The following is a 25,427-nucleotide window of genomic DNA, read 5'->3' on the forward strand; positions in this document are numbered from 1 at the left end:
TACGTCTATCCTTATTGTACGCCGCAGACCCCTTCATCTCAATATGGTTTTTCAGGTGATGCCGTCCAGATAGGGAATATCCATAGCTGTATCAATCCAGCCGAACATTTTTTTCACAGGTGAACGGCGTCCCTTGATCCAGTTGTCGAAGGAAAACGAAACAGCCTGTGCATCACCGCCAAGTCCGAATCGGAGAGAAAGCGTCTCCGGGGAATAACCAGCTGTATGAATCGTACCCGAAGACCGTTGATACTGATCGGAAAAAATCGGACCCGAACGGTCGTTTAAAAATCGAAAAGCGTCATTAGCACCCCACTCCTCCTTCTGCCTGTCCTTCATTTGGGAAAGCCGCGCTTCTGAATCTGACAAGTGTCTGCGGTTTTCCTCCGGCATGTGGGAAAAGTGGTTGGTACAAGCCCGTCCTTCCTTCTTGATCACCCCTCTGGGAGATCCCTCTAAAATAGAAGATCTGCCGGCTTTATCAAACAGGACATAATTGAATGAATGCCGGTGGGGGAGCTCTTTCAGCAGCTTCTCTGCTTCAATGGTATCCCGGCAGCTCTCCAAAAGAATTCTAGTCAATGTACAGCAGATGAATCCATCTTCCGGGTGAAGACGATTGACAAAGTTGTACCCTGCGCACAGTCCATGTTCATTCATGCCATCGGTGCGTCCAATGACCCGCTGCCCCGGCCCGATGGATGCGGTCCCGTCGTCCGGCTGGTAAATCAGGAACCGTCCTTCATAGGTTTTCGGGTTGTAGTCATAGTTGCGGATCATATAGTTACGACCAAGCATGATAGAGTATCCGGAATGATCCCATTCCTGCTGCCACCCGCTGTATTCATGAACGGTTTCTTCAAGAGGCCATTCCAAACCTTCCGATAGTCCCCTCAGCTTTTCCCAAAGGAGCGGCGCCCAGTGCATAAGCATCGCTTTCACGTGTTCTGTATCTGTTTGATAATGTCGGATGGACCGCGGTCTGCGCAGAAGATGACTTTCATAAAGCAGGGTCTCTTTCAGTCTTTTTCCCTGCTCGTATCCGAAATCATCAGCTCGGCCCTTGAACTGGATGACTTCACTGTAAAGTTTTTTCACTGACAGAACCGTCCATTTCATGAATGATTTTATGAAATCCGGCGTCATACAGAATGTCGTTATGATCGGCCCCTGGAAGAATATCGACTGGACGGTCCCAGATATCTTCGGCCCACTTCTTCAATTTTTCTGCTTCAATCACCTCATCCTCACTGCCGACAGCAATGGTCACTGGTGCCTGCACACCTTTCAGCAGAGCGGGAGTCACTTTCTCAGGAAATCGGGAAACCAACAACCGGAAGGAAAGGGACAGCCGGCCGGTGCTGGCGAATTCGTCAGGAATCTCAGCGGCTGAAGCCTTTTCAAACCGGTGAACATTCATTTTATATAAAGTCATTAACACCATGACCTTTTTCGTATAGACGGTGTACTCGACATCATCTCCTTCTCCGGAAGGATCAGAAGCTTCGTTTTTATAAACGGGAACAGCCGGATGGAAAAATGGAGCTGTGAAGATGTAGGCATCTCCGATGGCTGGATTTTTCTTGATCAGGCGGAGCAGGTTGGCACACCCCATGGAATGCCCCATCAGTGTGATCCGCTTGTAGCCTTTTTTCTTGATATAGTGAATGAAATCAAACAAATCATCATCATACTGTCCGATATAATCCAGGTCACCGCGCTTATTTTTATGGTCATAGCCTCTGAGGACCGGAAGAAAAACATCCGCATCTCTCCGGCAGGCGGAAGCGAACTTTTTCTGCTCCGTTAATTCTGCCGTGATGCCGTGAATGATGATTACCGCCTCCTCACAATGATCGGATTGATGGGAAGACATATAGGAAAGGGTAGAAAAATCACGCGCTGTATAGCTTTTCCATCTGGCTTCAGTCATAGGAACGACTCCTTTTCTCCATGTATTCTTGAAAATGCTGCACTTTTAAATCATCGAGAAACCTCTGCTTCAACGCCTCGATGTACTCCGAGGATAAATAACGTTCGCCACCGCGGACAATCTCTTCGGCATAATGAAAGGGCGGAGGCATGTCTTCTTTCTTAGAGAGCACAGTGAATGTGACAGCCTGCAGGACTGAACCATCATCCATTTCCACTGGCACAATGGAAGGTCTGTATGCCCCCGCTTCCACCCCTTCCCTTAAAAAAAGGTAATGAAGGGCCTGCTTGTTGATTCGATATAGGACACCTTCCACTTTTTGGTGCGCGCCCTCCCTGATATCCGCTCTTGCTCCATCATTCAAATGATAAGAAAAAGCTAGACGGTAGTCATAAAGCGTTCCTGTTCCTATAACATCCGCAAAGAGATGGTGGACCTTCTGGGTAATGAACCGGGCATCATCCATGCAGGACCCGTAGGCGAAATAAATGTAGGAGTCTTGATGGAGGAACTGATGAACCTTCCAGTCGTTGTGAGAAATCGATGCTTTCGTCACTCCGTTCCAGTAAAAGGTTTCTGCCATTACGGAGTCTGTGTCCGAAAAGACTTCTGTTTCTTTCCTATACCATTCCCCATCTTCATTGCCTGGTTGAAAGCCTTCGTAATCATCAAGCTCTGATAGTAAGGAGTGCCGAATATGATAGAGTTCACCATACGTCCATGTATGCTGGTCTTCCCGAAGAAGCGGTTCATCCAAAGGACCAGAATAAAGAGTGCCTCTCACAAAAGCCTGAGCGGATACAAGTTCTGCCTCTCGTAAAAGGTGATGATCGTCCTGCCCTGAACATAAGGATCCATAAACAAATACGTACACGTGTGTCATCCTTTCTTGTGAGAATCCCTGGCGGCTGGATATTCTTCCGTGGAAGCACTCGAGAGGACGGCATTCAGGACCGCTTTTTCCATACACAGGGCAGCAGCAGCAGCCAGGGCGTTTGTGTCACAGGGAACTTGATTGTCCGACATACAGAAAATCGTATCCCCGTCCACAAAAGTATGAGAGGGACGGATTGTCCTTGCCAGACCGTCATGAGCCGCATCGGCCACTTTAGATGCCTCCGCTTTTGTCAAAGCCGCATTTGTAAGGATGGTCCCAATGGTCGTATTTCCTTTGAAACGATTGGTATCCGTATCTTCCATTTGATGAAGAAGCTGCTTTTCTGTATGTAAAAACTCATTTCCTTCATAAAGACCTGCGATCACTTTTCCTGTGGCCGGATCAACCACATCGCCAAAACTGTTCACCGCTGCTACAGCTCCGATTTCCACTTGCCCAATTCTGCAGGCCCAGCTTCCGATTCCGCCTTTCATACTGTGCGTCTTTCCCAGCGCTTTTCCTACCGAAGCCCCGGCACCCGCTCCGTAATTTCCCATTTGAAAAGCAGGTGCTTCATAAGCGGAACGTGCGGCCTCATAGCCGAGTTGTGCGTCCGGACGTTTGACGGCGGGATCATCGGTCAGATCAAACAAAATAGCTCCTGGGATGATCGGAACTTTAGCCACCTGCACATCAAACCCGATTCCTTTTTCTTCAAGAAATTTCATGACACCCGAACCGACATCCAGTCCAAAAGCACTGCCGCCTGAAAGGAAGAGACCATGAATATGCTGGACAAGGTTTTCCGGCCGGAGGAGGTCGGTCTCCCTTGTTCCCGGTGCACCGCCCCGGACGCTTACACCTCCGACTGCACCTGTGTCATGAAGCACAACAGTACAGCCGGTACGGCCCGATGGATCTTCTTTCTGTCCGATTTTAAACGGGGACAGATCCGTAATCTTTATTTCTTTCATCCTTCTTCCTCCTTATTGAGGTTTGCCTGCAGGGGGATGCAGGGAATTGTTTAGAGAGGAACTGGAGGTGCTGACACAATGGAAAACAATAGAATTCTTGTACATGGACGCGTTCAGGGAGTCGGTTTCCGGGCTTCTGCCAAGCAGATGGCTGAACAACTCGGCGTAACAGGCTGGGTCAAAAACCAGCCGGACGGAACCGTCCTGATCGAAGCTGAAGCTGAAGAGGGTCAGCTGAAACGTTTCATTGAAAAGATCAACGAAGGTCCAACTCCTTTCAGCCAGGTTGAATCCCTTGATATAACAACTCATGATGAAATTCAGGGGTACAGCAGATTTAAAGTTGTCCATTAAAAGATGACCGCTTCCCGCGGTCATCTCCGCTTGTAGGAAAACTTCTGTTTTTCTACAAGCTTTTTTTATATTAAGACGCTGCTTTTTTCTGCAGGCTGAAATGACCGCTGCAAGCGGTCATTTTTGCTTATGCCTGATGCAGCGGCCGTACAATGATTTCATTTACATTCACGGATTTCGGCTGTGTCACAGCATACGAAACGGCGTTGGCAATATCCGCAGCTTCAAGGGGCTGCATACTGCGGTCTTTAAACATATCCAGAACCTCTCCGTCAGTGATGTGATCGGTGAGCTCTGTTTCCACCGCCCCGGGAGAAATGTTGGTGACCCGCACACCGGTTTTGGCGAGTTCTTTTTCCATACCCATGGACAGCGCTTTAACAGCGTACTTGGTCGCACTGTACACCGTGCTGGATGGAAACACTTCATGTCCCGCCACAGAGGAAACATTGATGATATGGCCGGAATCCTGTTCAAGCATAACGGGCAGTCCGGCATGAATGCCGTACAGCACACCTTTAATATTCACATCCACCATCTGTTCCCATTCGTCTACATGATCATTTTTCAGGAAGGAAAGCAGCATAACACCAGCATTATTGATGAAAATGTCCAAACGGCCGAAGGCATCTTTCGTTTCCTTCACGAGATTTTCGACATCCTCCCGCTTTGTAACGTCCGTTTCCACCACTTTCGCTTCTACATGATATTGACTTGTAATTTCGTCAGCAAGCTCCTGCAGGCGTTCCGCACGGCGGGCTGCCAATACGACATGAGCCCCCTGTTCTGCGAGGGAGTGGGCGATCGCTTTACCAATTCCGCTGCTTGCTCCTGTAATAACAGCTGCTTGATTTTGTAACGTTGTCATAAAATAATAGCCTCCTATGTCCGAATTCTTTATGTATCTACCCGGAATTCAAGATAATTATTCATTGGAAGGCCGTGAAGAAAGTGGATAATAAAAAAACGCCTCCTTAGTCGTAAGGGGGCGTTTTTCAGTATGTGCCTTATTGTTCTTCGAAGAACTTGCGGTTGATTTCGATGTATGGGGTTTCCTCTTCAGGAACTTCATCCTCGATATAAATAGCCTCTACCGGACACACAGCTTCACATGCGCCGCAATCTATGCAGATGGCAGGATCGATATAGAACATATCTTTTCCTTCCTCGATACAGTCAACCGGGCACACATCCATGCATTCTCCAGCTTTTTCATCTTTACAAGGGGATGTAATAACAAATGCCATTTCGTTTTCTCCTCCTTTAAGTGGAATTAAGTGTGCTTACATTTCTATATTCACCTTGAATAGCTAAGATAAACACCACAATCTATCATAACGATTTTATGTCAAAATCGCAATCCGAGGTCTGACAACAGGAGAAATAAAGAAAGGAAAGATGACAGCCGAGCTGTCAATCTTCCCAAATGCGTTCCACAATATATTCTCCGCCCTGTTTCTGGACAAGAAAAACATCCGGGCGTGACAGCCGTTTCCAATCATAAAATCCAATTTCACGGTTATACTTCTGCAGCAGCAGTGCAAGAAGATTTCCGTGCGTTACGAGGAGGACATTCCCACAGTCTTGATTTTCCAGCTCCTCAATGAGCGAGAGGACCCTGTCCTTCGCTTCTACAGAGGACTCACCTCCGGTTAACTTTAAATCAGGATCCTGAAACGTATCGTGAAGGACTTCTTCCCAGTCATCCAATGGTTCGTGACTGAGAACCCTTTCCTCCAGGCGGTCGTCTCTTTCAATTTCCATGTCCTTGGACCGGGCATAGGGTCTGATGGTCTCAACGGCCCTCAAATAGGGACTTGAGATTATCCGGTCAATGGTTACACCAGACTGATCCAGCAGGACCGCCAGTTTCTGTGCTTGACGTATTCCAAGCTTAGTTAAGGGTGAGTCTTCATGCTGCCCTTCTGTTTCACTGTGGCGGACGATAATTAGTTTATCCATTTCTACCCATCCTCCCCTTTCCGTCACCTTACTCTTATTATGGATGATGGAACGAGTGTTTACAAGAAAAGTCGTACTTATCTTTTATAGACCCTTTGTCCTCTGTGCCAGGTTTCCAGGACACTCAATTCGTGCAGGTGCTCCGGTTTGATTTCCTCTGGATGCTGATCCAGAAGAACAAAGTCAGCCTGATAACCACCTTTTATGATGCCCTTATGATCTTCATTGTATTCGAGTTCTGCCGGTGTTTTTGTAAATCCGGTGTAGGCCGCTTCAAGGCTGATCTTTTCCTGCGGCATCCAGCCACCTTCAGGGCGCCCGTCCAAGCCGGTCCGGTTGACCGCTGAAAAAATCGTCACGAAAGGATCCAGGGCGCCGATAGGAAGGTCCGAGCTCAACGTAATCGGAATCTGTTCCTTCAGAAGACTTTCATAAGCGTCAGCGAATGGAACGAGACTTTCCGGTGACCAGTTTTGTTTTTTATCCCATTCATCAAGCAGGAAGGAAGGCTGTGTTTCAATATAGGGGGCAGCCTCTCTCATGCGTTGGATAAGATCAGGAGCGAGCGTCTGGGCATGAATAATCCGGTGGCGGAACCTTTCTGTTTCTGCTTCCGGCTGTTCAAGGGCTGTCAACGCCTGCTCCACCGCCCGGTCTCCAATCGCATGCATAGCTACCTGCATTTTTTGTTCACTCGCATAACGGACCATTTCATTCAATTGATCCTGGGTGTAGATGAGAATGCCGTCCTTATCTGGTTGAACAGGGTAAGGGTTGCGCATGGCTGCTGTAAACAACCGTTGTGTCCCGTCAAGGAAGATTTTCACAGAGCCTACCCGTACTCGTTCTGTCCCCCCGCCTGTACGGAGTTCATTATGAAGGCAGTAGTTTTTCAAATCATCGATATTGAATATATAATGGTGCAGATGAACATCGATAGGAAGTTCTCCTTCTTGTTCCAGCTGTGTATACGCTTCCCACAGGCGTTGATAAGACCCGATGAAGTTGATGTCATCGGTATGAACCGATGTGATACCGTATCGGCTTAAGTAGGGAATTCCGGTTTTCAGCGCCTCTTTCGCATCCGCGGCGGAACGGCCCCAGAAATGGTGTTTAATGTAATGAACAGCAGTATCCTTAAAACGTCCGTTCCATTCCCCGCTTTCATCTGTTTCCTTGAATTCATCCGGTTCCTGTTTAAACGCTTCCTCCTCTTTCAAACGCTCCAACGCTTTCTGACTGATTACGCATTCATGTCCATCCTGATGCATGAAGTACATATTGGCATCAACGTGGATCTCGTTCAAGTCCTCAGCTGTGAGCAGACCATCCAAATCGTCAAAGTTCCCATCATTGAACCCTTTTCCATAAATCCAGTCATTTTGTTCAATTTTGTCATAGTGGTCCTCGACCATCTGTTTCATTTCCTTCCAGCTTTTCGCTTCGGTCAAATCCAGCTCCTTTTTCAAAAGACTGTAGCGTAAAAGGTGCATGTGACTGTCATTGAAGGAGGGGGCAAGGACTTTCCCTTTCCCATCTATGACCTCCCCGCCTTCTAAAGGCTCCTCAGAGATTTTTTCGAACGTTTTCCCATTTATTTTAACCGCATACGTTTGATCATCATAAGGGTGGGAAGGATCGTAAATTCGGACATTATTCATAATCATAAAGAAGGCATCCTTTCTTCCTGTAGGCTTATACCCCCATACCCCTGCCAATCTTGAATGTAAACGTCCAATCTTCACAACATTCGACATCCTTACAGCTAATAAAAAAGCTGAAGGGATGCCCTTCAGCTTGTCTCACACTTCTTTGAAGTAATCTTTGTAGAAACCACCGATTCTGCCGGAGTTGTCCACTACAAAGTAAAATTCTTCGCTCTCATTTTTAACGTCGTACACCTTACCTGGGGTGAGGACGTTGTTGACAACGAATTTAGCGGCATCATTATGGACGCATTCGATTCGTTTTATCGTTTTATTGTTTTCCCAATCTTTATGAATCACAGCACTACCTCCTTTGTTCCCTGCCTTCTATCATACACGGAACAAGGATCGGACTCAATACAGGCACCATTAAAACTGCGACGCATACCACTCGGCGGCTGCCCGTACTTCCTGTTCAGTGAGCTGGTGCCCCATCCGCTCCCAGTGATCCGTGACATGGGCTCCGGAAGCTTGAAGCAGTGATTTTAAATCCTGGGTTTCAGAAGCCGGACAGATCGGGTCGTTTTCACCGGCACCAATAAATACAGGAATCCCCGTCTGGTCGGGAAGCTCTATCCCCCTTCTTGGCACCATCGGGTGGAACAACACTGCCCCAAGCAGACTCTTTTCATAATGAAACAGCAGACTTCCTGCAATATTCGCCCCATTGGAGTATCCTGCGGCTACAATCTGATCCCGGCGGAAGCCGTAATGAGCGGCAGCTTCATCCAGGAACTCGTTTAATTCCTTCGTCCGCTCAACCAAATCCTCCTCATCGAAAACTCCTTCTCTAAGCCGCTTAAAGAAGCGCGGCATTCCGTTTTCAGAAACATTCCCCCGGACAGACAAGACAGAGGCTTCGGGGTCGATCATCCCAGCGAGTGGGAGAAGGTCCTGTTCTGTACCCCCAGTCCCGTGCAGAAGCAGAAGAACTTTCTCATTCTGCCCTTCTTTAAAAATGTGCTTTATATTCATGTGAATCCCTCCGTTTTTTCTTTATCATCATAACTAAAAACATAATATCTTTAATTCGAGATATTGTCAAAGAAAGAACCCACCTTTTACAAAGCGGCGGGTTCATTCGTTTCTTTTCGACAAACCATGTTCCATCATCTGGAATAATTGCTCTGTCATATCCTCTGCCCCGATTTTTTTTCTGTTGGAAAATAAAATCGAATGAAAAATTACGTCGGAGATGAGCGTGGAGGAAACATCTGTCGTCCATATTCCAGCTTCTTTGGCTTCTTCAATCCAGCTGCCCATAAGTTGATGGGTTTTCATGAGATCCTTATGAACCTCGGTTTTATAAAACAGGGCCACCTGCTTATCGCTCGTTTGAAGTTCGTGAATCATTTGATCAATGTGATACGTATCGGCGTGCTCCAGAAAAATGTGGAGCAGCTGCTTTAATTTTTCGTTCGGAGGAAGATCCGGCGGCACCGCCTGGATTTTTCGATTCATTTCATCCATCATTGCTCTCATGTACGAGAGAATCAGCTCCTCTTTATTTTTAAAGTACTCATAAAGGGTGCTGCGGCTGACTTGAAGCTCTTCAGCCAGTTTTTTGAAATGAACCTCCTGGATACCACCGTTTCGAAGTACTTCCCCAGTTACGTTTAAAATGTCATCTTTGGTTAGGATTCGTTTTCTGCCCAAGGTCGTTCCTCCTCATCCAATCATTATAGCATTGGATGACAGCTGCTTCTAACCCTGACTCTCTGAACAAACCATTCAGCGGAAAAGATGCTTCAAATAGCCGTAACCTTTTTCGTCCATCTGATCTTTAGGAATGAATTCGAGCGCTGCAGAGTTTATGCAGTAACGTAGTCCTCCCTTGTCTACAGGGCCATCCTCAAAGACGTGTCCGAGGTGCGAATCGGCTCCACCGCTCCTGATTTCCGTACGGAACATGCCGTGGGAAGTATCTACTTCCTCTTTGACCTGCTGTTTCTCGATCGGTTTGGTGAAGCTCGGCCACCCACAACCGGCGTCATATTTATCCTTCGAGCTGAATAACGGCTCTTTAGAAACAATATCCACATAGATGCCTTCATCTTCATGATCGTGAAATTCATTATCGTAAGGACGTTCCGTTGCATTTTCCTGTGTTACCTTATATTGAATATCACTCAGTCGTTTTTTTAGATCTTCAGGATCCTTTTTATAACTCCAGTTGTCTTGAATAAATCCAGCACGTCCGGATCCTTTTTTGTAACGCTTGTAGTGGAACGCATTTTTCTTATAATACTCCTGATGCTTGTCCTCCGCTTCATAAAAGACGGCAGCGGGAAGGATTTCAGTAACAATCGGCCGGCTGAATCTCCCTGATTTCTCAAGCTCCTGTCTGCTTTGTTCAGCGACGGCTTTCTGTTCTTCGTTATGATAATAGATGGCTGTTGTATAGGAATGGCCTCGGTCAGCAAACTGTCCCCCGTCATCTGTCGGGTCTATCTGCTGCCAGAATAGTTCTACGAGCCTTTCGTAGGGAAAGATTTCCGGATCGTATACGATTTGAACAGCTTCTCTATGTCCGGTTGCTTCTGAAACCACCTGCATATACGTCGGATTTTCCGTATGCCCCCCGGTGTAACCAGAAACAATGGATTCGATCCCAGGTCGTTCATCGAAAGGTTCCACCATGCACCAGAAGCATCCTCCGGCGAATGTTGCTTTTTGTAATGTATTAGTCAATATGAAGCCTCCTCCGGCATTGTGTAATCAATGACCTTTGTTCCTATTCTTGCTAATTCATAAAAAAAAATCAAGCCACACGCACAGCCTAAATAAACAATTTAGGCTGTGATGTTCCTTGACTCTTTTTCTTTTTGTGGGATTTGGCGGTATCTTTACTCCTCCCTTTCCCCCTGCTGGAGCTTTCTCTGGACTCCCAGCTGTAGGAGGAGGACGATGATTCACCCGATTTTTCTGATGACTCATCTGCCTCTTCTTCATCCGGCTCATTCATGATTTTCATCATATTAATCATTGCTGGGATATTTTTGATCATCGGACCGTACTGCTGCATCATCGGCGCGGCAGTCTGGACGGCCTTCAGCGCTGTCTGCATATGCCCAAGCCACCCGGCCCCTCCCGTTTTGGCAGCGGCGCCGGCCGCATTCAACGCATTGGACCCAAGCCCTCCGCCACCGAGGAGGCCCGCTCCGGGTACAGATCCTAATCCGGCATTCCCGAAAAACCCGGGAGCTCCAGCGCCAAAACCGCCTTTACCGAGCAGACCCGGCAGACCTCCGAATCCACGGGAACCGGCATTTGCGAGAGATCCCATAGAACGCATCATTTGTGGACCAGCTGCTTGTTGAAAGCCCGGGAACGCCCCCATGGGAGGGTATGGTGGTTGACCAGTAGGAAACATAACAACCCCTCCGAAACTTTAGAATACTGTAACATATGCCCTGGGTAACCGTATGGTCTGGGCTCAAGCCTCTTCAGGATTGACTGGAAGCGCCCAGTTCACAGGGGATTCCCCATGCACGTTCAGAAATTCATTAGCCTTGGAAAAAGGGCGGCTGCCGAAAAATCCACGATGGGCAGCAAACGGGCTGGGGTGGGAAGATTCTAAAACGAGATGACGCTCCCGGTCTACAAAATCAGCTTTCTTTTGAGCATGTTTTCCCCACAATATGAACACCACAGGCTGTTCTTTTTCATTGACCTTCCGGATTACAGCGTCGGTGAACTTTTCCCAGCCGATTCCTTTATGGGAATGGGGCTCATGCGCCCGCACCGTCAAGACATCGTTAAGTAACAAGACGCCTTCCGCAGCCCATGACTGGAGGCATCCGTGATTGGGTTTTTTTATGTTCAAATCATGTTCCAGCTCTTTATAGATATTACGAAGAGAAGGTGGAATAGACACGTGGGGACGGACCGAAAAGCTGTATCCATGAGCCTGACCCTCATTGTGATAAGGGTCCTGTCCTAAGATGACGACTTTCGTATCTGAAAGTGCCGTTCCCTCCATAGCGGCTAACACGTGCTCGCGCTCAGGGAACACATGCACCTGTTCATATTCTCTTTCGATTTCCTTTTCAAGCTCCTGGAAATATTCTTTCTGCTTTTCCTGCTGCAGCACCGTTTTCCAGTCATTTTCAATCGTAAGCAATCCGCTCTCTCCTCTCTATCATTGACAGGGGTGGACCAACTATTTCCCGGGCAAGCGCATCATTAGACAATAGTCTTAGAGCCGGACCTTCTCACCGGGACGAATTTTGTTGGACAACGTCAGCCCCTGTACTTTCCCGGCAGGTTTTGCTCCTCAACTATAAAGGAGCAAAACCGTTCTTTACCGGTTATTGAAAAACAAATTGAAGTGAAGAACCTTTAGGACCGGTATAAACTTGTAGTTTGGCCGGGATTTCTTCTTTCAGCTGAGACACGTGGGAAATAATCCCGAGCATGCGGTTTCCATCCTGAAGTGTCCGCAGACAACCGATGGCCTGCTCCAGAGATACTTCATCAAGGGTTCCGAACCCTTCATCAATAAATAAGGTATCAAGCTGGACCCCTCCCGCATGGGACTGGACAACATCAGCCATACCCAGGGCGAGACTGAGTGAGGTTTTAAAGCCTTCACCGCCCGACAGTGTCCGCACAGAACGCTGCTGCCCTGTATGATGATCGATCACTTCAAGGTCCAAGCCGCTCTGAGCACCTCTTTTGGCGATTGACCCGCTCCGGATGAGCTGGTATCGGTGATCAGTCATTTGATCAAGGCGGATATTCGCCTGGACTAGGATTTCATCAAGGAAAGAAGCCAGCACATATCGTTCAAGCGAGAGCCTCATAGGATTATCTCCAGAAGCAAGCTGGGCAAGTTCAGCCACATCATAGTAATCAGCAGCCAGTGCTCCAACTTCCTCCACGAGACGGGTTATATTTTTCTCAACGTCCCGGTTCTGCTTCAACATAACCTGAATTTCATTTAACTGCTCCTGCCTGGCGTCCCGGGCAGCCTTTTTTTCCTCCAATACCTTATGGAGAGCATCCATATCAGGTTTTTCGGCTTCTTTCAGCTCACGGTCCAACACGCCCAGCCGTTCTTCTACCATGCTTTTCCGCTTATCATGTTCAAGGATTCTTTTCTCCATAGCTTCCCGTTCAGCAGTTGGTTTAAGAGCCTCCCTGTACGCTTCCGTGGAGGGGAAGGAAAATTGGTCAAGCGTTTGATTCATTCGTTTTTTCCGATCCTCTACGGCTGCTTTCATTTCCTCTACATACGCACGGCCTTCTTCTACGGCAGTCTGGACCTGCTGCCGTTCCTCCCTTTTCTGCTGATATACGGCCTTTGCTTTTTCCCAGCTTTGTTCTGCTGCAAGATATAAAGCTTCCTGCTTCTCTGTTTCCTTTTTCAATGTCTCTGCATCCGTCGTTTCAAAGGAACCATTCTTTTCCATCGCATTGATGTCAGCTTGAACATCAGCAGTCTTCTGGCGGGAAGACTGGAGAGCTTCCTGAAGATTCTCTGCCTCCCCGCGGAGCTGAACGATCGTACCCTCCAGCTCTTCCAGCTGTTTGTTTTCTTTTTGGAGGCGGGCTCTCTTTTCTTGAAGGCTCTGAAGTTCTTTATTGTAAAAGTCAAGATGCTCCCCGGCCGTGTGCACAGCTTTTTGAATCGATGCATCCGACATGTCTGTCAGATTCTCCTGCAGTTCCTGGTACAGACGGTCAGTGAGCTGGCGCTGGGTTTCGCCTGCTGATTTCACCTGGACAAATTCCTCTTGAAGCTTGGAGAGCTGCTCGTCGTGTTTTCGGTAGGCTTCTTTAAGCTGTTGGATGTCCGCTGCACTTTTAACAGCTGCCGGTTTCCGGGCAGGTTGAGGATGGTGGTTCGAACCACATACCGGACAAGGCGTGTTCTCAACGAGGTTCACGGAAAGCGTATAGGTGTGGTGGCTCTGCACCTCTTCGAGAGCAGATTCATAGGCCTCCTTGGATTTCTGCTGGTCTTTTTTGGCTGAGTCAAAGCGGACCATGAACGATTGGTAGGTTTTCCGGAGCTTCTTCAACTGCTCCCATTCCCGGCTCAATTGCTGGAGCTTCTGCTTTTTATCACCCATGTTTTCCTGCTTCTGCTTTAATGTATATTCTTTTTCAGCGAGAGAAGGATCTTCTTTAACGCTTTCCTTCAGCTTTTCCACCGTGTGAGATGCGTCCAGCAGCTTTTTTCGATTGATTTCGACGGCTTCCTGATTTCGGCGGAAACTTTCCTTATGCTTCTTGAGCACCTCCGCCAGCGAAAGGTATTCCTTCAACAGTTGTTCTTCTTCCTGTTTCTTTTTCCATTTATTTTTCAACGATTCACGATGCGGGGCGTTCTGTTCCTCCGCACGGTATTTTTCTTCAGCTTCCTGATATTCCTTCAATAGGGAAGCTCTCCGCTCTTCTTTCTCCTGGAGGCTCGTCTGCCATTTTTCCAGCTCAGCTCTACGATTTAGATAATCCTTTTCATAAGGAAGGATTTCCGCAGCCTTTGCCGCCCACTGTTTTTTCTCCTGCAGACGGTTCATTTCAGGCTGCAGATCTTCAATCTGCTGCTGTTCACACTCCAGGTGCTCTTTTTCCTGGAAAAGTTCTGTCACCCGCTGCTGTTGATAGACATGTTCCTGGAAAGCGTCTGACTCCTTCTTGATTTCCTGCAGTTTCTCCTGCTTTTCATGATAATGATTTTCCTGGTCGATAATCCGCTGATGCAGACGCTCTCTCACTTTTGAGAGCTCCTGGATTTCTTCTTCTTCCCGCTGATCCGGGTGCCAGTGAATTTTCTCTTTCTCCTGCTCAATTCTCCATTCAAACTGCTTCATCTCATCTTCAAGTTTTTTTGCTTCAGCTTTGAAGTGAGAGGTCAAAGCGGCAAAAAATTCAGTTTTAAATATACGTTGGAGAATTTCTTCCCTTTCTTTACTATTTTCTGAAATCAGTTTCCTGAATTCTCCCTGGGGAATCATGATCATTTTTCGAAACTGCTCATAGTCGAGCCCCATCAATTCCTCAATGGTATCGTTCACTTCCTTGATCTTTGAAGCAAGCAGCTGCTCTTCATCATCCATGATCTGATACAGCTCCGCCCGGGCCGGCTCTTCTTTATATCCTTCACCGCGTTCCTTTCTCTTCTGCTGCTTCGGCAGACGCTTGATGCGGTAGGTTCTGCCTCTCAATTCGAATAGATAATCCACATACGTGAGGTCCTCAGGAGAAGCAAAGTGACTTCTTAAGGTATCCTGGTCACGGTCACTCCCGCTGGCCCGCCCGTACAGAGCAAAACACATGGCATCAAAAATCGTCGTCTTACCGGCTCCAGTCGGTCCTGTAATTAAAAAGATCGATTCACTGCCCAGGGTCGTAAAGTCGACCGTCTGCTTATCTCTGTATGGCCCGAAAGCATTCATCGTTATCGTTATGGCTCTCATATTACTGCTCCCTTTCCTTTTTCTTTAACGCATGAACGGCCTGTTCAATCATGTCCTTCCGCTTTTCAGGAAGGGGATCTCCTTTGATATCTTCATAGAAAGAGGCGAAAAGTTCCGAGTGAGAGAGGGTCTGTCTTTTCTTCACATGCTCCAGATCGTCCATTTCAGGGTTGGACATCGATCTTTTTCTTTCTAAATGAAGGATGTTCGGATAGACTTGGCGGAGTTTCCCCATCGGATCAAGCAGCTGTCCGTCATCCAATAGACGAACATGCAGATAGTCCTCTTGATTGGACACCGCCTCACCCGAAAGAAGATCTTCAAAATACCCTTCGATCACTTTGAAATCGCGCAGCGGGTGTAAAGGGATTTTCTCAATTTCACACGTCCCGTCCTCATCCATATGGACAAGGGATACGGATTTATTGTGACTGGCTTCAGAAAACGAGTATTTCAGCAGCGATCCGCTGTAGCGGATATATTCCCGGGTCACCCGCTGGGGTTGATGCAGATGACCGAGCGCCGTATACGCAAAATTCGTAAACAAGGACGCATCCACATAAGGGCTGCCCCCGATCATTGAAAGCCGTTCTTCTGATTCGGACTCCATCCCTCCGGCGAGGAACGAATGACCGATCCAGACATGTCTCTCCTCCGAATCAAAACGGTGTTCGATATCGTTGATGATTTTTTCAGCTGCCTGGTGATGGGATTTTATCGAGTCATCATCAAAGACCTTTGCCGCTTCTGCCGGCTCTAAATAAGGAATTAAATGAAAATGGACAGGCCCGTGATCGTCATATAACGTGACAGGCTCCCGATCTTTCTTTAATTTAGAATCTAGAAACAGTCCCTGCCTGCGGAACATTTCGCTTCCGAACTGTAGACGATCAGGACTGTCGTGGTTGCCTGAAATCGCAAGAACAGGGATCTGCAGATCATTGACCAACGTCGTCAGCGTATCATTTAACAGCTCCACAGCCTCTTTAGGAGGTATGGAACGATCGTATAAATCGCCAGCGATAATAATACAATCGGGCTCTTTTTCTTTGACAATATCAATGAACCGCTCAAGCATATAACGTTGATCATCCGTCATATGTACATAGTTGACGATTTTTCCTAAATGCCAGTCGGCGGTGTGAAGGAACTTCATTGGATCACCTCATTCTTCTACTTGTTCATATTCATCATAAAGCCGGTCAAAAAGGCTGAGAGCCCCTGCAAAAGGAGCATTCCACTCCAAATAGCGGCTGATTTCATCATAGGAGACCGACTGTTTGGGAAAGCTGTGATCTTTGAACATCCACTCAGCCAGCTGCTTCTCCTCATCCATTCTCTTGTTTCCGCGGTAACGCATCATATAATGATAAAAAGATTTCATACAAATCCTCCTGTCTCTCTTTCTATAGTTTTATCACGAATAAAAGAAGCCGGCAAAAATTCAAGCCGGTCTTCCTTGAATAAAAAAGATCCCCGGCCGGGGATCTTTCTTATTCTTCGATATCCGATTCCATAAATTCTCTGTGCTTTTCAAGTTTTTTCCGATAAACCATCCGCGATAATACGATACTGATTTCATATAAAATAATTAAGGGCACGGCCACGACCAGCTGCAGAATGAAATCCGGCGGAGATATAATCGTGCCGATAATGACCAGCACAAAGTAGGCATACTTCCTGATTTTCACGAGCAGGACAGGGTTTACAATCCCCAGACTGGTTAAGAACATGACGATGACCGGAATTTCAAATAACACAGCAAACGGTATGGTCACCCGGAATAAAAATCGGAAGTATCGTTCCACTGTATAAATCTCATTGAACATCCCATTGTTCAGCGACAGCAGAAATGGAAGGATCAACTCTACGAAAACGAGGTACCCGAACGTCAGCCCTCCTAGAAACAGGATGAAGATGGCTGGTATGTAGGAAAGAGATGCCTTCCGTTCCTTAGGGGTCAACGCAGGTTTAATAAACAGCCACAGCTGCAGAGACAGAACAGGAAGAGTTCCGACAACGGCAACCAGTGTGGCGAATGTGAAGATGATCCAGATGATTTCACCTGGACTGGTCATGTTCAGTTCAAAAGGTAGATCTTTGATGAAGAAGTATTGAATCTGATCTACGTAGAAGAAGCCGGCAATAAAAAAGGCGGCAAAAAAGACGAACGTCCAGATCACACGTTTACGTAATTCACTTAAATGGTCGGTTATGTTCATTTCGATATCTTGAGATATATTTTCGTCGGACAAATCATTCACCTCCAGGCTTGCTCCAGCCTGACAAAAAGGAAGATGCAAGGGGAAACCCTTACATCTCCCTTATTCATTTAGTCTGTCTTTTTCTTTTCAGTTTTCCCATTGTCCTCATCGGACATGATATCGCCGGTCGCTTTTTTGAATTCCTTCAGAGAGCTTCCAAAGGCCTTGCCGATTTCAGGAAGCTTGGAAGGGCCGAACACGACCAGGGCGATGATCAAAATCAGAATCAGCCCGGGTACTCCAATACTGGATAACATGGAAAATCACTCCGTTTTTACAGGGTGGTGGTTATTTTTCGGTCTTCTTTTCCTCTGAATCACTAGTCAAATCGCGGGCCGAATTCTTGAATTCCTTTAATGTCTCTCCGGCAGCCTTTCCGATTTCAGGAAGTTTCTTTGGACCAAATATCACCAAAGCAATCGTCAGAATTAAAATCAACCCGGGAATACCAATACTTGAGAGCATATCCTCACCGCCTTTTTCTCAAAACGACTGATCGTTGGACCGAACCGTCGTTGATGCTTGGAAAAATTCTCTTGATAGCCTTATCATATCATTCATGACGGGGGTTTGTCTCTATCCCTTCGTCTTTTTTCAACCATTCCTCCGCCTTTCTGTAATCGGACGGTGTATTCATGTTGAAGAAATGCTTGTCCAGGACAGTTGAAGGGATGGGAGAAAAATCGTTGATTTCCTGCGTTCTGATCCCGGCCAGGAATTCCCCAACTTTTCTTCCACCCTGCTGTATGAATGTGTCCAGGGTATGTACCGTCCGTTTGTGATACAGCCCGGATAATGGATGCCTGCGGCCGTTATAGACGGGAATCACCGCGTCTGTTTGGGAATCCGCATACGTAAGCAGGTGGCGGTAAATCTCCGCGGAAAGAAAGGGTGTATCACAGGCCGTGACGGCTATCCACTCCTCTTCTGCATGGTTCATGACAGCATGGATGCCCCCGAGCGGCCCCGTCTGCTCAAAATGTTCCGGAGCCGTCGGATAGACCGGGTGTGCATCGCTTTGATTAATAATCAAATGCGGCGTCAATACTGCAAGGCGGCACAAAATTCTTTCCAGCACCGATGTGTGACCGAGCGGCAAAGAACTTTTATCCATGCCCATCCTCGTTGACCCCCCTTCATTCAGAACAGCTCCGCACACGGGCTTCATGAAGTCCGCTTCCGGTCGTAGGTTCGGAAGTAATAGTCATAAGGGTTTTTTTCGTCCTTCATGCCTTTCGTTTCGGAGGATAACGTCCATTGATCGTAATTGAATGGCGGGAAGTACGTGTCGCCTTCAAATTCAGCGTCAATATACGTAAGATACATACGGTCGGCATAAGGAAGCATTTTCTCGAATAATACACTGCCTCCGATGACGAACCATTCCTTATCCGGCTGTTCCTGTTCCAGTTTCAGAATCTTGTCTATGGAGTGAATAACCGTACAGCCTTCCCTGTCATAGGATTCGTTTGACGTCAAGACGATATGCTTTCTTTCAGGAAGCGGACGGCCGAAGGATTCGAACGTTTTTCTTCCCATGATGATGGTTTTCCCCCAGGTCATATCCTTAAAGAATTTAAAATCGTTGGGGATATGCCAGGGAAGGTCGTTATCTTTTCCGATTAGTTGATGACGATCCATCGCAAAAATAAATGAAATCACAGTCTCACAGCCTTTCTATGGTTTACACCGCTACCGGTGCTTTTATTCCCGGATGAGGGTCATAGTCTTCGATTGTAATATCCTTCATCTCAAAGTCGAAAATACTTGAGATTTCACTGCTCAGCTGAAGCTTCGGCAGCCCTCGGGGTTCTCTGCTGAGCTGTCGTTGAATCTGGTCTATGTGATTGGTGTAAATATGGGCATCTCCAAGCGTATGAATGAATTCTCCGACCTCGAGCCCGCATTCGTGGGCGATCAAGTGTGTCAAAAGGGCGTAACTGGCGATGTTAAAAGGCACACCCAGGAAGATATCGCCGCTTCGCTGATAAAGCTGGCAGGAAAGCTTACCATCCGCTACGTAAAATTGGAACATGGCATGACAAGGGGGCAGTGCCATATTGGAAGGGACGTCCTCCGGGTTCCATGCCGTTACGATATGGCGGCGGGAATCAGGGTTGGATTTGATGCTTTCCACCACATTTTTCAATTGATCGATGCTGCCGTCCCTGCTCGTCTTCCATTCCCTCCACTGCTTTCCATAAACAGAACCAAGCTCACCGTAGGTATCAGCGAAGGTATCATCGGTAAGGATTTTCTCCTTAAAAAGATTCATCTGATCTTCATAAACCTTTTGGAATTCCGGATTCTGCTGACTCCTGCGGCCGAAGTCCGTCATATCCGGCCCGTGGTAGTCCTCACTTTCCACCCAGGTCTTGAACGCCCATTCATTCCAAATATTGTTGTTGTTCTGCAGAAGATATTTAATGTTTGTATCTCCTTTAATAAACCAGAGCAGCTCACTCGCAATCAAACGGAACGGCACCCGTTTGGTCGTTAAAAGAGGGAAACCTTCTTCTAAATCAAAGCGCATCTGATGGCCGAACACAGAATATGTACCTGTCCCTGTCCTGTCGGATTTTTCACTGCCTTCTTCCAATACGAGCCGGCACAAATCAAGATAGGCCTGTTCGTTATTTGTCATGATGATGAACCTCCTCATTGGTGATGAAAATATCATTTCGCATTTCTTCAAGGAATTGTACCATAAATGAATGGCGCCTGGACGCCTCATTTCTGCCTGTTTCCGTATTCATAAGAGAGACCAGTTTCAGTAACTTCTCCTCGAAATGACTGAACGAATCCCGGGATCCATCTTCTGAATACAACGGCTGTCCATGCGCTCCACCATAAGCAAACGTGCGTGCGATACCAATGGCACCTATCGCATCCAGCCGGTCAGCATCCTGGACGATTTTTCCTGTCCACGTTTGAGGGATACGTCCTTTTGAAAACGACACATCACGGATCGATGCATCCAGTTCTTCTACCTCTCTTTGGGTCAGGGACAGGGAAAGAAGAAACGAATCTCTTTCTTTCAACGCCTGTTCAGGATGTTTTGTCAGCTTCCGGTCTCCAATATCGTGGAGCCAGCCGGCAGCTTCACACATAAAGGGATCCCCCTTCTCCTTCCTGGCAATCGCAGCCGACCAGAAGGCGACCCGTTTCATATGCTCGTAATCATGGCCGGTCGCGTCCCCTGAAAACTGCGAGGCCGTATAGGTCCGGATTCTTTCCAACATCTCTGTCTTCTTCATAGAACCTCCTAAAAATTGAATAACTCCATCTGTCTTGGATTTAAATCGTTGTAATGGATGTTCAGCATTTCCTGAAACTGTTTGGCATTGTCTGCGGCATCCCCGCCGGAATTATTGTTGAATAGGAGCGTAACTTCAGGGGTCTCCTGTTCGAGCTCCCGGGCCCGCTCCGCCCATTCGGCAAGCTCATCATGGCTGTACCGGTAAAGAAAACGGACTTTACGCCAGTCTTTACGGCCATTTTTGTTCCACCCGTGTGTATTCCGTCCATGAAAACGCACGAGCGTCTTATTGGGATGGGTCGGCACAAGAATACGGGGAACGGACCCTTCTCCTGCCTGTGGTTCATCACAGATGCTGTGAATCCACTGCTGATCCTTCATAAAAGAAAGTGTCTGCGCCCTGTATTCCTCCTGAAACCACGTTCGGTTCCGGAATTCAAGAGCGATCGGATACGGCTCCAGCCACTCCCGTATATACCTTAATTTGCGGATATGCTCTTTTCTTACATCAAACCACGGAGGGAACTGAAACAGCAGGGCGTTTACTTTTCCAGCTTCCCATACCGGTTGGACCGACTCCTCATAACGGAGCATAAGATCTCTCGCTTCCTGAACGGACCTGGATTCCCTGTCATGTCCTGTCAGCTGGTTGAATGCTTTAATAACAAAAGAGAACGAGTCCGGTGTCTCTTTCAGCCATTTTTCGTAGCGGGACAGCGGCTGGATTGCATAAAAAGCTGTATCCACTTCGACTACAGGGAAATGAGAAGCATATTCGGAAAGCTTGTTTTCTGAACGCGTTTTCTCCGAATAGAGAGAGGCGTGATCGCCCCACCCGGTAAGTCCAATATTGATCGTCATCGATGTCCCTCCTCTTTGTATAACAGCGTCCACAGGAAGATGATCAAAGATTAGAACAATCCTTTTACAACTCCGGACGCATCAACATCCATCTGGAGAGCTGCCGGATTTTTAGGTAGACCCGGCATCGTCATGACATCTCCCGTCAAAGCTACCAGGAATCCAGCACCGATGGAAGGATATAAATCTCTCACTGTAATCGTGAAATCTTCCGGACGCCCAAGCTTCGATGGATCATCGGAAAGAGAGTACTGGGTTTTGGCCATACAAATCGGCAGGTTGTTAAAGCCCAGGTTGTTCATCTGACGCATCTGTTTTTCAGCTTTTGATGAGAATTCAACGCCGGCGGCTCCATAGATCCTGCGGGCAATTTTTTCTATTTTCTGCTCTATGGAATCTTCGAGCTCATACGTGTAGGCAAGCGGCTGATGTTTTTGATCCGCTGCAGCTATGACTTTTTCAGCAAGATCCAATCCACCGCTGCCGCCTTTCTCATGGACCTGAACAAGAGAGACGGGTGCCCCCTCTTGATTACACCACGCTGTCAAGGTATCAATCTCTGCTTTAGTATCTGTCGGGAACTCATTGATAGCAATAACATAAGGGACTTGGAACTGCTCTATCGTTTCCATATGTTTTTTTAAATTGGCAGCCCCTTCCATTAAAGCAGCTGTATTTTCGTTGTGAAGCTCCTTTTTATCTACACCCCCATGCATCTTCAAGGCACGGATCGTCGCCACAATCACTACGGCATCGGGTTCAAATCCGCCTGCACGTGTTTTGATATCCAGGAATTTCTCTGCGCCCAGGTCCGCTCCAAACCCGGCTTCTGTTACGACGTAATCGCCGAGTTTCGCAGCCATCTTCGTAGCCTTGACACTATTGCATCCGTGCGCAATATTGGCAAACGGCCCTCCATGTATGATTGCCGGGGTATTTTCCAAAGTCTGAACCAGATTGGGTTTAGCAGCATCCTTCAATAGGAGAGTCAGAGCACCTTCATAACCGAGTTCCTGTACCGTTACAGGTTTTCTGTCATGCGTATAGCCGATGACCATGCGGGCCAGGCGTTCTTTTAAGTCCTGAAGATCTGAGGCCAGACAAAGAACAGCCATAATCTCAGAGGCGACAGAAATCATAAATCCATCTTCCCGCGGTACACCTTTGACAGGCCCTCCCAGTCCTACGACCACTTCTCTTAACGCCCGGTCGTTCAAATCCACCACACGCTTCCATGAAATACGACGAGGGTCGATATTCAGCTCGTTGCCCTGGTGTATGTGATTATCTATAAAAGCCGAGAGGGCATTATTCGCAGAAGTGATCGCATGAATATCTCCTGTAAAGTGAAGGTTGATTTCCTCCATCGGGACCACTTGGGAATACCCACCACCGGCGGCTCCGCCTTTCAGTCCCATCGTCGGCCCAAGGGAGGGTTCCCTTAAAGCGATGACCGCCTTTTTGTTCAGCTTGTTCAATGCCTGTCCAAGCCCCACAGTAACCGTGGACTTTCCTTCACCGGCAGGCGTCGGGTTAATGGAGGTTGTAAGGATAATCTTCCCGGATGAACGACCTTCCAGCTTTTGTTCAAGTTTGTCAGACAGCTTCGCTTTGTAATGCCCGTAAGGTTCCCAGTCCTCTTCGGAGAGATTCAATCCGGCAGCTATGTCCTTAATGGGTTTCATTTGTGCTTCAAGGGCTATATCAATGTCTTTATTCATATGTATCATCCTTTCTCTTTTCCACCTCTATTGTACCTTACACCGCTTGATAGTTATAGTCATCCACTCTTGTGAACCCTCTCTACGTGTATCCGCTTCCTAATCTTAATCTGAAAGGTTTTTTTAAAGAAAAAAGTATAGTCAGAATGTTGACGCTTTTTTCCTCATAAGATATATTTGTAGTAAGCAAATATCACGATCGGAAAGATAAATGACTGGTAAAGCCCATAGGAGTGACCGGAATTTATTTTCCGCACTTGTATGGTTTTTTTATTTCGGTCTGTATTTGTAATTCCCACGTTTGACGTGCAAGATTTAGGAGGAAACAACATGCAGAATGGTACAGTAAAATGGTTTAATGCAGAAAAAGGCTACGGTTTTATCCAGGTAGAAGGCGGCAACGATGTATTCGTCCACTTCTCTGCGATCCAGGAGGAAGGCTTCAAATCCCTTGAAGAGGGACAGGCCGTAACATTTGAAATCGTTGAAGGCGACCGCGGTCCACAGGCGGCCAACGTTGAAAAAGCATAAATCACCAAAAAAGCAGTCTCTTTTGAGATTGCTTTTTTTCATTCTTCGTTATCCTTGCATTCCTGCCTATTCCGTCGTATAATTTAGCGCTGTTGTACGCATACGCGGTTCGGGAACTCCCGCGTTACCAAAACTAGGAGGAATTGCAGCATGAATAACGAAATGATATGGCTCATTTTTGCAATCATAAACTTCATACTTCTGCTTGGAGTTTACCGGATATTCGGTAGAACAGGCTTGTTTGTCTGGATCGGTATGGCTACAGTGGTGGCCAACATCCAGGTGGTGAAAACCATTGAGTTGTTCGGTCTACAGGCGACACTTGGGAACATCGTCTATGGAACAGCCTTTTTAGCTACGGACATATTAAATGAAAAATATGGAAAGAAAGAAGCTGGAAAAGCGGTTTGGCTCGGTTTCAGCTCTCTGCTTGCCATGACAGTCCTTATGCAGGGGGCTCTCTTGTTCACGCCAGGAACAAATGATATCGCTCAACCCGCACTGGAAACGCTGTTCGGTATTGTTCCGAGAGTAGCAGCCGGAAGTCTGGCTGCCTATCTGGTGAGTCAATATTTTGATGTGTGGCTCTACGCCGGGTTGAAGAAACGGTTTGCTGATGATAAATATTTATGGATCCGCAACAACGGAAGCACCATGATCAGCCAGCTGCTGGACACAGCGGTTTTCTGCTTCATCGCCTTTTACGGCGTTTATCCAGCTGATATATGGCTGGAAATATTCCTGACGACCTACGTCATTAAATTTATTGTATCGGCTTTGGATACCCCATTCTTTTATATAGCAAAAAAATTTCCACGCTCTGAGTGAGGAGGGTCTTCATGATTGAAGTACACACAGATGCTGCCTGCAGCGGCGATCCGGGCCTGAGCGCCGCGGGGATTGTGATCAAAACCAACAATCAAACCGAAGAACACCAGTTCTTTCTTGGAACATGGACCAATCATGAAGCGGAATTCCTTGCGGTCATCCGTGCTCTGGAATTGTGCCGATCGGATTATCCCGGTGAGATCATTTCCATCCGCTCTGATTCAAAAATCGTTGTGGATACACTGGATCGGAAATATACGAAAAACAAAAAGTTTCTTCCTTTATTCGAGCACATTCAGGAGCTGGAACAGTCCTTTTCTTTTGTATTTTATAAATGGATACCAGACAAACAAAACCGGCATGCGGACAAGCTTGCCCGCGAATGCCTGTTGAAACACGCACAAAACCCAGATCAATCCTGATCTGGGTTTTGTTATGACTTCTTTAAAGCCAGCTTCTGTTCCACTACTTCATAGGCCCGGCGCTTGCTTGTAATGGATGCGTCTGCAATAAGTTCCAGCACACTGATAAAGAAGCTGGCATCAAAGGACTGCTGTGCTTTCAATGTTGTCCGGACAGCAATAATGGTTTTCCATTCAGCTGCATTCGTCGAATTTTTACCAAAGTAAATAAACTGTACATCCTCATCACTCAGTTTAAAGCCTCTGCTCCATAGATCCTCAAGAAAATAAGCCAAGTCATGTTTTCGATTCATAGGACGCTCCTTCGT

Annotated in this window: 31 protein-coding genes; 4 read left to right on the forward strand and 27 right to left on the reverse strand. The window is 47.1% G+C overall.

Annotated features, from left to right (window positions below):
• Positions 1-51 precede the first annotated feature (51 nt).
• From QMA39_RS04155 to QMA39_RS04170, 4 genes are read right to left on the reverse strand one after another with little or no spacing between them, the layout of a single operon-like run.
• Positions 52-1,098: a C45 family peptidase gene (locus tag QMA39_RS04155; RefSeq protein WP_281658051.1), complete on the reverse strand. Its 1,047-nt coding sequence runs from the start codon at positions 1,096-1,098 to the stop codon at positions 52-54.
• Positions 1,079-1,933, reverse strand: coding sequence for an alpha/beta hydrolase (locus QMA39_RS04160; RefSeq protein ID WP_281658052.1), 855 nt, complete (start codon positions 1,931-1,933; stop codon positions 1,079-1,081). The genes QMA39_RS04155 and QMA39_RS04160 overlap by 20 nt, the downstream gene beginning before the upstream one ends.
• Entirely contained in the window at positions 1,926-2,807 is an 882-nt protein-coding gene (locus QMA39_RS04165) for a gamma-glutamylcyclotransferase family protein (protein WP_281658053.1), read from the reverse strand. The genes QMA39_RS04160 and QMA39_RS04165 overlap by 8 nt, the downstream gene beginning before the upstream one ends.
• Before the next feature lie 5 nt (positions 2,808-2,812).
• A complete protein-coding gene (locus tag QMA39_RS04170; RefSeq protein WP_035531323.1) occupies positions 2,813-3,784 on the reverse strand; it encodes a P1 family peptidase in 972 nt (323 codons plus the stop codon).
• Between the two features lie 78 nt (positions 3,785-3,862).
• Here QMA39_RS04170 and QMA39_RS04175 point away from each other — a divergent pair, with 78 nt between their 5' ends.
• The gene (locus QMA39_RS04175) at positions 3,863-4,138 is read left to right on the forward strand and encodes an acylphosphatase (RefSeq protein WP_027954348.1); all 276 of its coding nucleotides are present in this window, start codon (positions 3,863-3,865) and stop codon (positions 4,136-4,138) included.
• A gap of 127 nt (positions 4,139-4,265) precedes the next feature.
• Here QMA39_RS04175 and QMA39_RS04180 read toward each other — a convergent pair whose 3' ends face one another.
• From QMA39_RS04180 to QMA39_RS04285, 22 genes are all read right to left on the reverse strand, one after another.
• A complete protein-coding gene (locus QMA39_RS04180) occupies positions 4,266-5,006 on the reverse strand; it encodes an SDR family oxidoreductase (RefSeq protein ID WP_206932752.1) in 741 nt (246 codons plus the stop codon).
• A 139-nt stretch (positions 5,007-5,145) separates the two neighbouring features.
• Positions 5,146-5,385 (reverse strand): 4Fe-4S dicluster domain-containing protein, encoded by a 240-nt coding sequence (locus QMA39_RS04185; RefSeq protein ID WP_008640010.1) that lies wholly within the window; start codon positions 5,383-5,385, stop codon positions 5,146-5,148.
• Positions 5,386-5,551: 166 nt separating this feature from the next.
• Positions 5,552-6,100, reverse strand: coding sequence for a histidine phosphatase family protein (locus tag QMA39_RS04190; RefSeq protein ID WP_206932753.1), 549 nt, complete (start codon positions 6,098-6,100; stop codon positions 5,552-5,554).
• A gap of 77 nt (positions 6,101-6,177) precedes the next feature.
• Positions 6,178-7,767, reverse strand: a complete 1,590-nt coding sequence (locus tag QMA39_RS04195) for an amidohydrolase (protein WP_027954351.1) — start codon at positions 7,765-7,767, stop codon at positions 6,178-6,180.
• A gap of 135 nt (positions 7,768-7,902) precedes the next feature.
• The gene (locus QMA39_RS04200) at positions 7,903-8,106 is read right to left on the reverse strand and encodes a DUF6501 family protein (protein ID WP_027954352.1); all 204 of its coding nucleotides are present in this window, start codon (positions 8,104-8,106) and stop codon (positions 7,903-7,905) included.
• A gap of 69 nt (positions 8,107-8,175) precedes the next feature.
• On the reverse strand, positions 8,176-8,775 hold the full coding sequence (locus tag QMA39_RS04205) for an alpha/beta hydrolase (RefSeq protein WP_281658375.1): 600 nt from the start codon (positions 8,773-8,775) through the stop codon (positions 8,176-8,178).
• 108 nt (positions 8,776-8,883) lie between these two features.
• The gene (locus QMA39_RS04210; protein ID WP_281658054.1) at positions 8,884-9,462 is read right to left on the reverse strand and encodes a TetR/AcrR family transcriptional regulator; all 579 of its coding nucleotides are present in this window, start codon (positions 9,460-9,462) and stop codon (positions 8,884-8,886) included.
• 75 nt (positions 9,463-9,537) lie between these two features.
• Positions 9,538-10,497, reverse strand: a complete 960-nt coding sequence (msrB, locus tag QMA39_RS04215; RefSeq protein ID WP_281658055.1) for a peptide-methionine (R)-S-oxide reductase MsrB — start codon at positions 10,495-10,497, stop codon at positions 9,538-9,540.
• A gap of 88 nt (positions 10,498-10,585) precedes the next feature.
• Positions 10,586-11,179, reverse strand: a complete 594-nt coding sequence (gene vrrA, locus QMA39_RS04220; RefSeq protein WP_027954356.1) for a VrrA/YqfQ family protein — start codon at positions 11,177-11,179, stop codon at positions 10,586-10,588.
• Positions 11,180-11,242: 63 nt separating this feature from the next.
• Complete coding sequence (locus QMA39_RS04225; RefSeq protein WP_027954357.1) at positions 11,243-11,929, reverse strand: uracil-DNA glycosylase; 687 nt, start codon at positions 11,927-11,929, stop codon at positions 11,243-11,245.
• 187 nt (positions 11,930-12,116) lie between these two features.
• Complete coding sequence (locus QMA39_RS04230) at positions 12,117-15,233, reverse strand: SMC family ATPase (protein WP_281658056.1); 3,117 nt, start codon at positions 15,231-15,233, stop codon at positions 12,117-12,119.
• A gap of 1 nt (position 15,234) precedes the next feature.
• Complete coding sequence (locus tag QMA39_RS04235; protein ID WP_281658057.1) at positions 15,235-16,389, reverse strand: exonuclease SbcCD subunit D; 1,155 nt, start codon at positions 16,387-16,389, stop codon at positions 15,235-15,237.
• A 9-nt stretch (positions 16,390-16,398) separates the two neighbouring features.
• Positions 16,399-16,617, reverse strand: a complete 219-nt coding sequence (locus QMA39_RS04240; RefSeq protein WP_027954360.1) for a YozE family protein — start codon at positions 16,615-16,617, stop codon at positions 16,399-16,401.
• Between the two features lie 109 nt (positions 16,618-16,726).
• On the reverse strand, positions 16,727-17,455 hold the full coding sequence (gene tatC, locus QMA39_RS04245; protein WP_084163067.1) for a twin-arginine translocase subunit TatC: 729 nt from the start codon (positions 17,453-17,455) through the stop codon (positions 16,727-16,729).
• 110 nt (positions 17,456-17,565) lie between these two features.
• Entirely contained in the window at positions 17,566-17,754 is a 189-nt protein-coding gene (gene tatA, locus QMA39_RS04250; protein WP_027954362.1) for a twin-arginine translocase TatA/TatE family subunit, read from the reverse strand.
• Positions 17,755-17,785: 31 nt separating this feature from the next.
• Positions 17,786-17,962 carry a twin-arginine translocase TatA/TatE family subunit gene (locus QMA39_RS04255; protein WP_084163020.1) on the reverse strand — a complete coding sequence of 59 codons (177 nt, stop codon included), beginning with the start codon at positions 17,960-17,962 and terminating at the stop codon, positions 17,786-17,788.
• 88 nt (positions 17,963-18,050) lie between these two features.
• A complete protein-coding gene (locus QMA39_RS04260) occupies positions 18,051-18,665 on the reverse strand; it encodes a molybdenum cofactor guanylyltransferase (RefSeq protein WP_281658058.1) in 615 nt (204 codons plus the stop codon).
• Positions 18,662-19,159, reverse strand: a complete 498-nt coding sequence (locus tag QMA39_RS04265) for a dihydrofolate reductase (protein WP_281658059.1) — start codon at positions 19,157-19,159, stop codon at positions 18,662-18,664. Before QMA39_RS04265 ends, QMA39_RS04260 begins: the two co-directional genes overlap by 4 nt.
• A gap of 22 nt (positions 19,160-19,181) precedes the next feature.
• Positions 19,182-20,141: a thymidylate synthase gene (locus QMA39_RS04270; RefSeq protein ID WP_281658060.1), complete on the reverse strand. Its 960-nt coding sequence runs from the start codon at positions 20,139-20,141 to the stop codon at positions 19,182-19,184.
• Positions 20,131-20,754 carry an HD domain-containing protein gene (locus QMA39_RS04275; protein ID WP_051254605.1) on the reverse strand — a complete coding sequence of 208 codons (624 nt, stop codon included), beginning with the start codon at positions 20,752-20,754 and terminating at the stop codon, positions 20,131-20,133. Before QMA39_RS04275 ends, QMA39_RS04270 begins: the two co-directional genes overlap by 11 nt.
• 8 nt (positions 20,755-20,762) lie before the next feature.
• A complete protein-coding gene (locus tag QMA39_RS04280) occupies positions 20,763-21,617 on the reverse strand; it encodes a DUF72 domain-containing protein (protein WP_281658061.1) in 855 nt (284 codons plus the stop codon).
• Between the two features lie 50 nt (positions 21,618-21,667).
• Positions 21,668-23,338, reverse strand: coding sequence for a formate--tetrahydrofolate ligase (locus QMA39_RS04285; RefSeq protein WP_027954367.1), 1,671 nt, complete (start codon positions 23,336-23,338; stop codon positions 21,668-21,670).
• Between the two features lie 330 nt (positions 23,339-23,668).
• Here QMA39_RS04285 and QMA39_RS04290 point away from each other — a divergent pair, with 330 nt between their 5' ends.
• From QMA39_RS04290 to QMA39_RS04300, 3 genes are all read left to right on the forward strand, one after another.
• On the forward strand, positions 23,669-23,869 hold the full coding sequence (locus QMA39_RS04290; RefSeq protein ID WP_027954368.1) for a cold-shock protein: 201 nt from the start codon (positions 23,669-23,671) through the stop codon (positions 23,867-23,869).
• Between the two features lie 150 nt (positions 23,870-24,019).
• Complete coding sequence (locus tag QMA39_RS04295; RefSeq protein WP_027954369.1) at positions 24,020-24,697, forward strand: queuosine precursor transporter; 678 nt, start codon at positions 24,020-24,022, stop codon at positions 24,695-24,697.
• 11 nt (positions 24,698-24,708) lie between these two features.
• Positions 24,709-25,119: a ribonuclease HI family protein gene (locus QMA39_RS04300; RefSeq protein WP_281658062.1), complete on the forward strand. Its 411-nt coding sequence runs from the start codon at positions 24,709-24,711 to the stop codon at positions 25,117-25,119.
• Positions 25,120-25,130: 11 nt separating this feature from the next.
• Here QMA39_RS04300 and QMA39_RS04305 read toward each other — a convergent pair whose 3' ends face one another.
• Positions 25,131-25,412 carry a DUF6123 family protein gene (locus tag QMA39_RS04305; protein WP_027954371.1) on the reverse strand — a complete coding sequence of 94 codons (282 nt, stop codon included), beginning with the start codon at positions 25,410-25,412 and terminating at the stop codon, positions 25,131-25,133.
• Between the last annotated feature and the right edge of the window lie 15 nt (positions 25,413-25,427).

Origin of the sequence: Halobacillus sp. Cin3 (genome assembly GCF_947311855.1) — a bacterium.
Classification (GTDB): domain Bacteria; phylum Bacillota; class Bacilli; order Bacillales; family Halobacillaceae; genus Halobacillus; species Halobacillus kuroshimensis.

Coding starts and splice junctions, on each gene's coding strand:
- QMA39_RS04160 (WP_281658052.1), bottom strand. CDS start 1,933: ATGACTGAAGCCAGATGGAAAAGCTATACAGCGCGTGATTTTTCTACC.
- QMA39_RS04170 (WP_035531323.1), bottom strand. CDS start 3,784: ATGAAAGAAATAAAGATTACGGATCTGTCCCCGTTTAAAATCGGACAG.
- QMA39_RS04175 (WP_027954348.1), top strand. CDS start 3,863: ATGGAAAACAATAGAATTCTTGTACATGGACGCGTTCAGGGAGTCGGT.
- QMA39_RS04180 (WP_206932752.1), bottom strand. CDS start 5,006: ATGACAACGTTACAAAATCAAGCAGCTGTTATTACAGGAGCAAGCAGC.
- QMA39_RS04185 (WP_008640010.1), bottom strand. CDS start 5,385: ATGGCATTTGTTATTACATCCCCTTGTAAAGATGAAAAAGCTGGAGAA.
- QMA39_RS04190 (WP_206932753.1), bottom strand. CDS start 6,100: ATGGATAAACTAATTATCGTCCGCCACAGTGAAACAGAAGGGCAGCAT.
- QMA39_RS04195 (WP_027954351.1), bottom strand. CDS start 7,767: ATGATTATGAATAATGTCCGAATTTACGATCCTTCCCACCCTTATGAT.
- vrrA (WP_027954356.1), bottom strand. CDS start 11,179: ATGTTTCCTACTGGTCAACCACCATACCCTCCCATGGGGGCGTTCCCG.
- QMA39_RS04230 (WP_281658056.1), bottom strand. CDS start 15,233: ATGAGAGCCATAACGATAACGATGAATGCTTTCGGGCCATACAGAGAT.
- QMA39_RS04235 (WP_281658057.1), bottom strand. CDS start 16,389: ATGAAGTTCCTTCACACCGCCGACTGGCATTTAGGAAAAATCGTCAAC.
- QMA39_RS04240 (WP_027954360.1), bottom strand. CDS start 16,617: ATGAAATCTTTTTATCATTATATGATGCGTTACCGCGGAAACAAGAGA.
- tatC (WP_084163067.1), bottom strand. CDS start 17,455: ATGAACATAACCGACCATTTAAGTGAATTACGTAAACGTGTGATCTGG.
- tatA (WP_027954362.1), bottom strand. CDS start 17,754: ATGTTATCCAGTATTGGAGTACCCGGGCTGATTCTGATTTTGATCATC.
- QMA39_RS04255 (WP_084163020.1), bottom strand. CDS start 17,962: ATGCTCTCAAGTATTGGTATTCCCGGGTTGATTTTAATTCTGACGATT.
- QMA39_RS04260 (WP_281658058.1), bottom strand. CDS start 18,665: ATGAAGCCCGTGTGCGGAGCTGTTCTGAATGAAGGGGGGTCAACGAGG.
- QMA39_RS04270 (WP_281658060.1), bottom strand. CDS start 20,141: ATGACAAATAACGAACAGGCCTATCTTGATTTGTGCCGGCTCGTATTG.
- QMA39_RS04275 (WP_051254605.1), bottom strand. CDS start 20,754: ATGAAGAAGACAGAGATGTTGGAAAGAATCCGGACCTATACGGCCTCG.
- QMA39_RS04280 (WP_281658061.1), bottom strand. CDS start 21,617: ATGACGATCAATATTGGACTTACCGGGTGGGGCGATCACGCCTCTCTC.
- QMA39_RS04285 (WP_027954367.1), bottom strand. CDS start 23,338: ATGAATAAAGACATTGATATAGCCCTTGAAGCACAAATGAAACCCATT.
- QMA39_RS04290 (WP_027954368.1), top strand. CDS start 23,669: ATGCAGAATGGTACAGTAAAATGGTTTAATGCAGAAAAAGGCTACGGT.
- QMA39_RS04295 (WP_027954369.1), top strand. CDS start 24,020: ATGAATAACGAAATGATATGGCTCATTTTTGCAATCATAAACTTCATA.
- QMA39_RS04300 (WP_281658062.1), top strand. CDS start 24,709: ATGATTGAAGTACACACAGATGCTGCCTGCAGCGGCGATCCGGGCCTG.
- QMA39_RS04305 (WP_027954371.1), bottom strand. CDS start 25,412: ATGAATCGAAAACATGACTTGGCTTATTTTCTTGAGGATCTATGGAGC.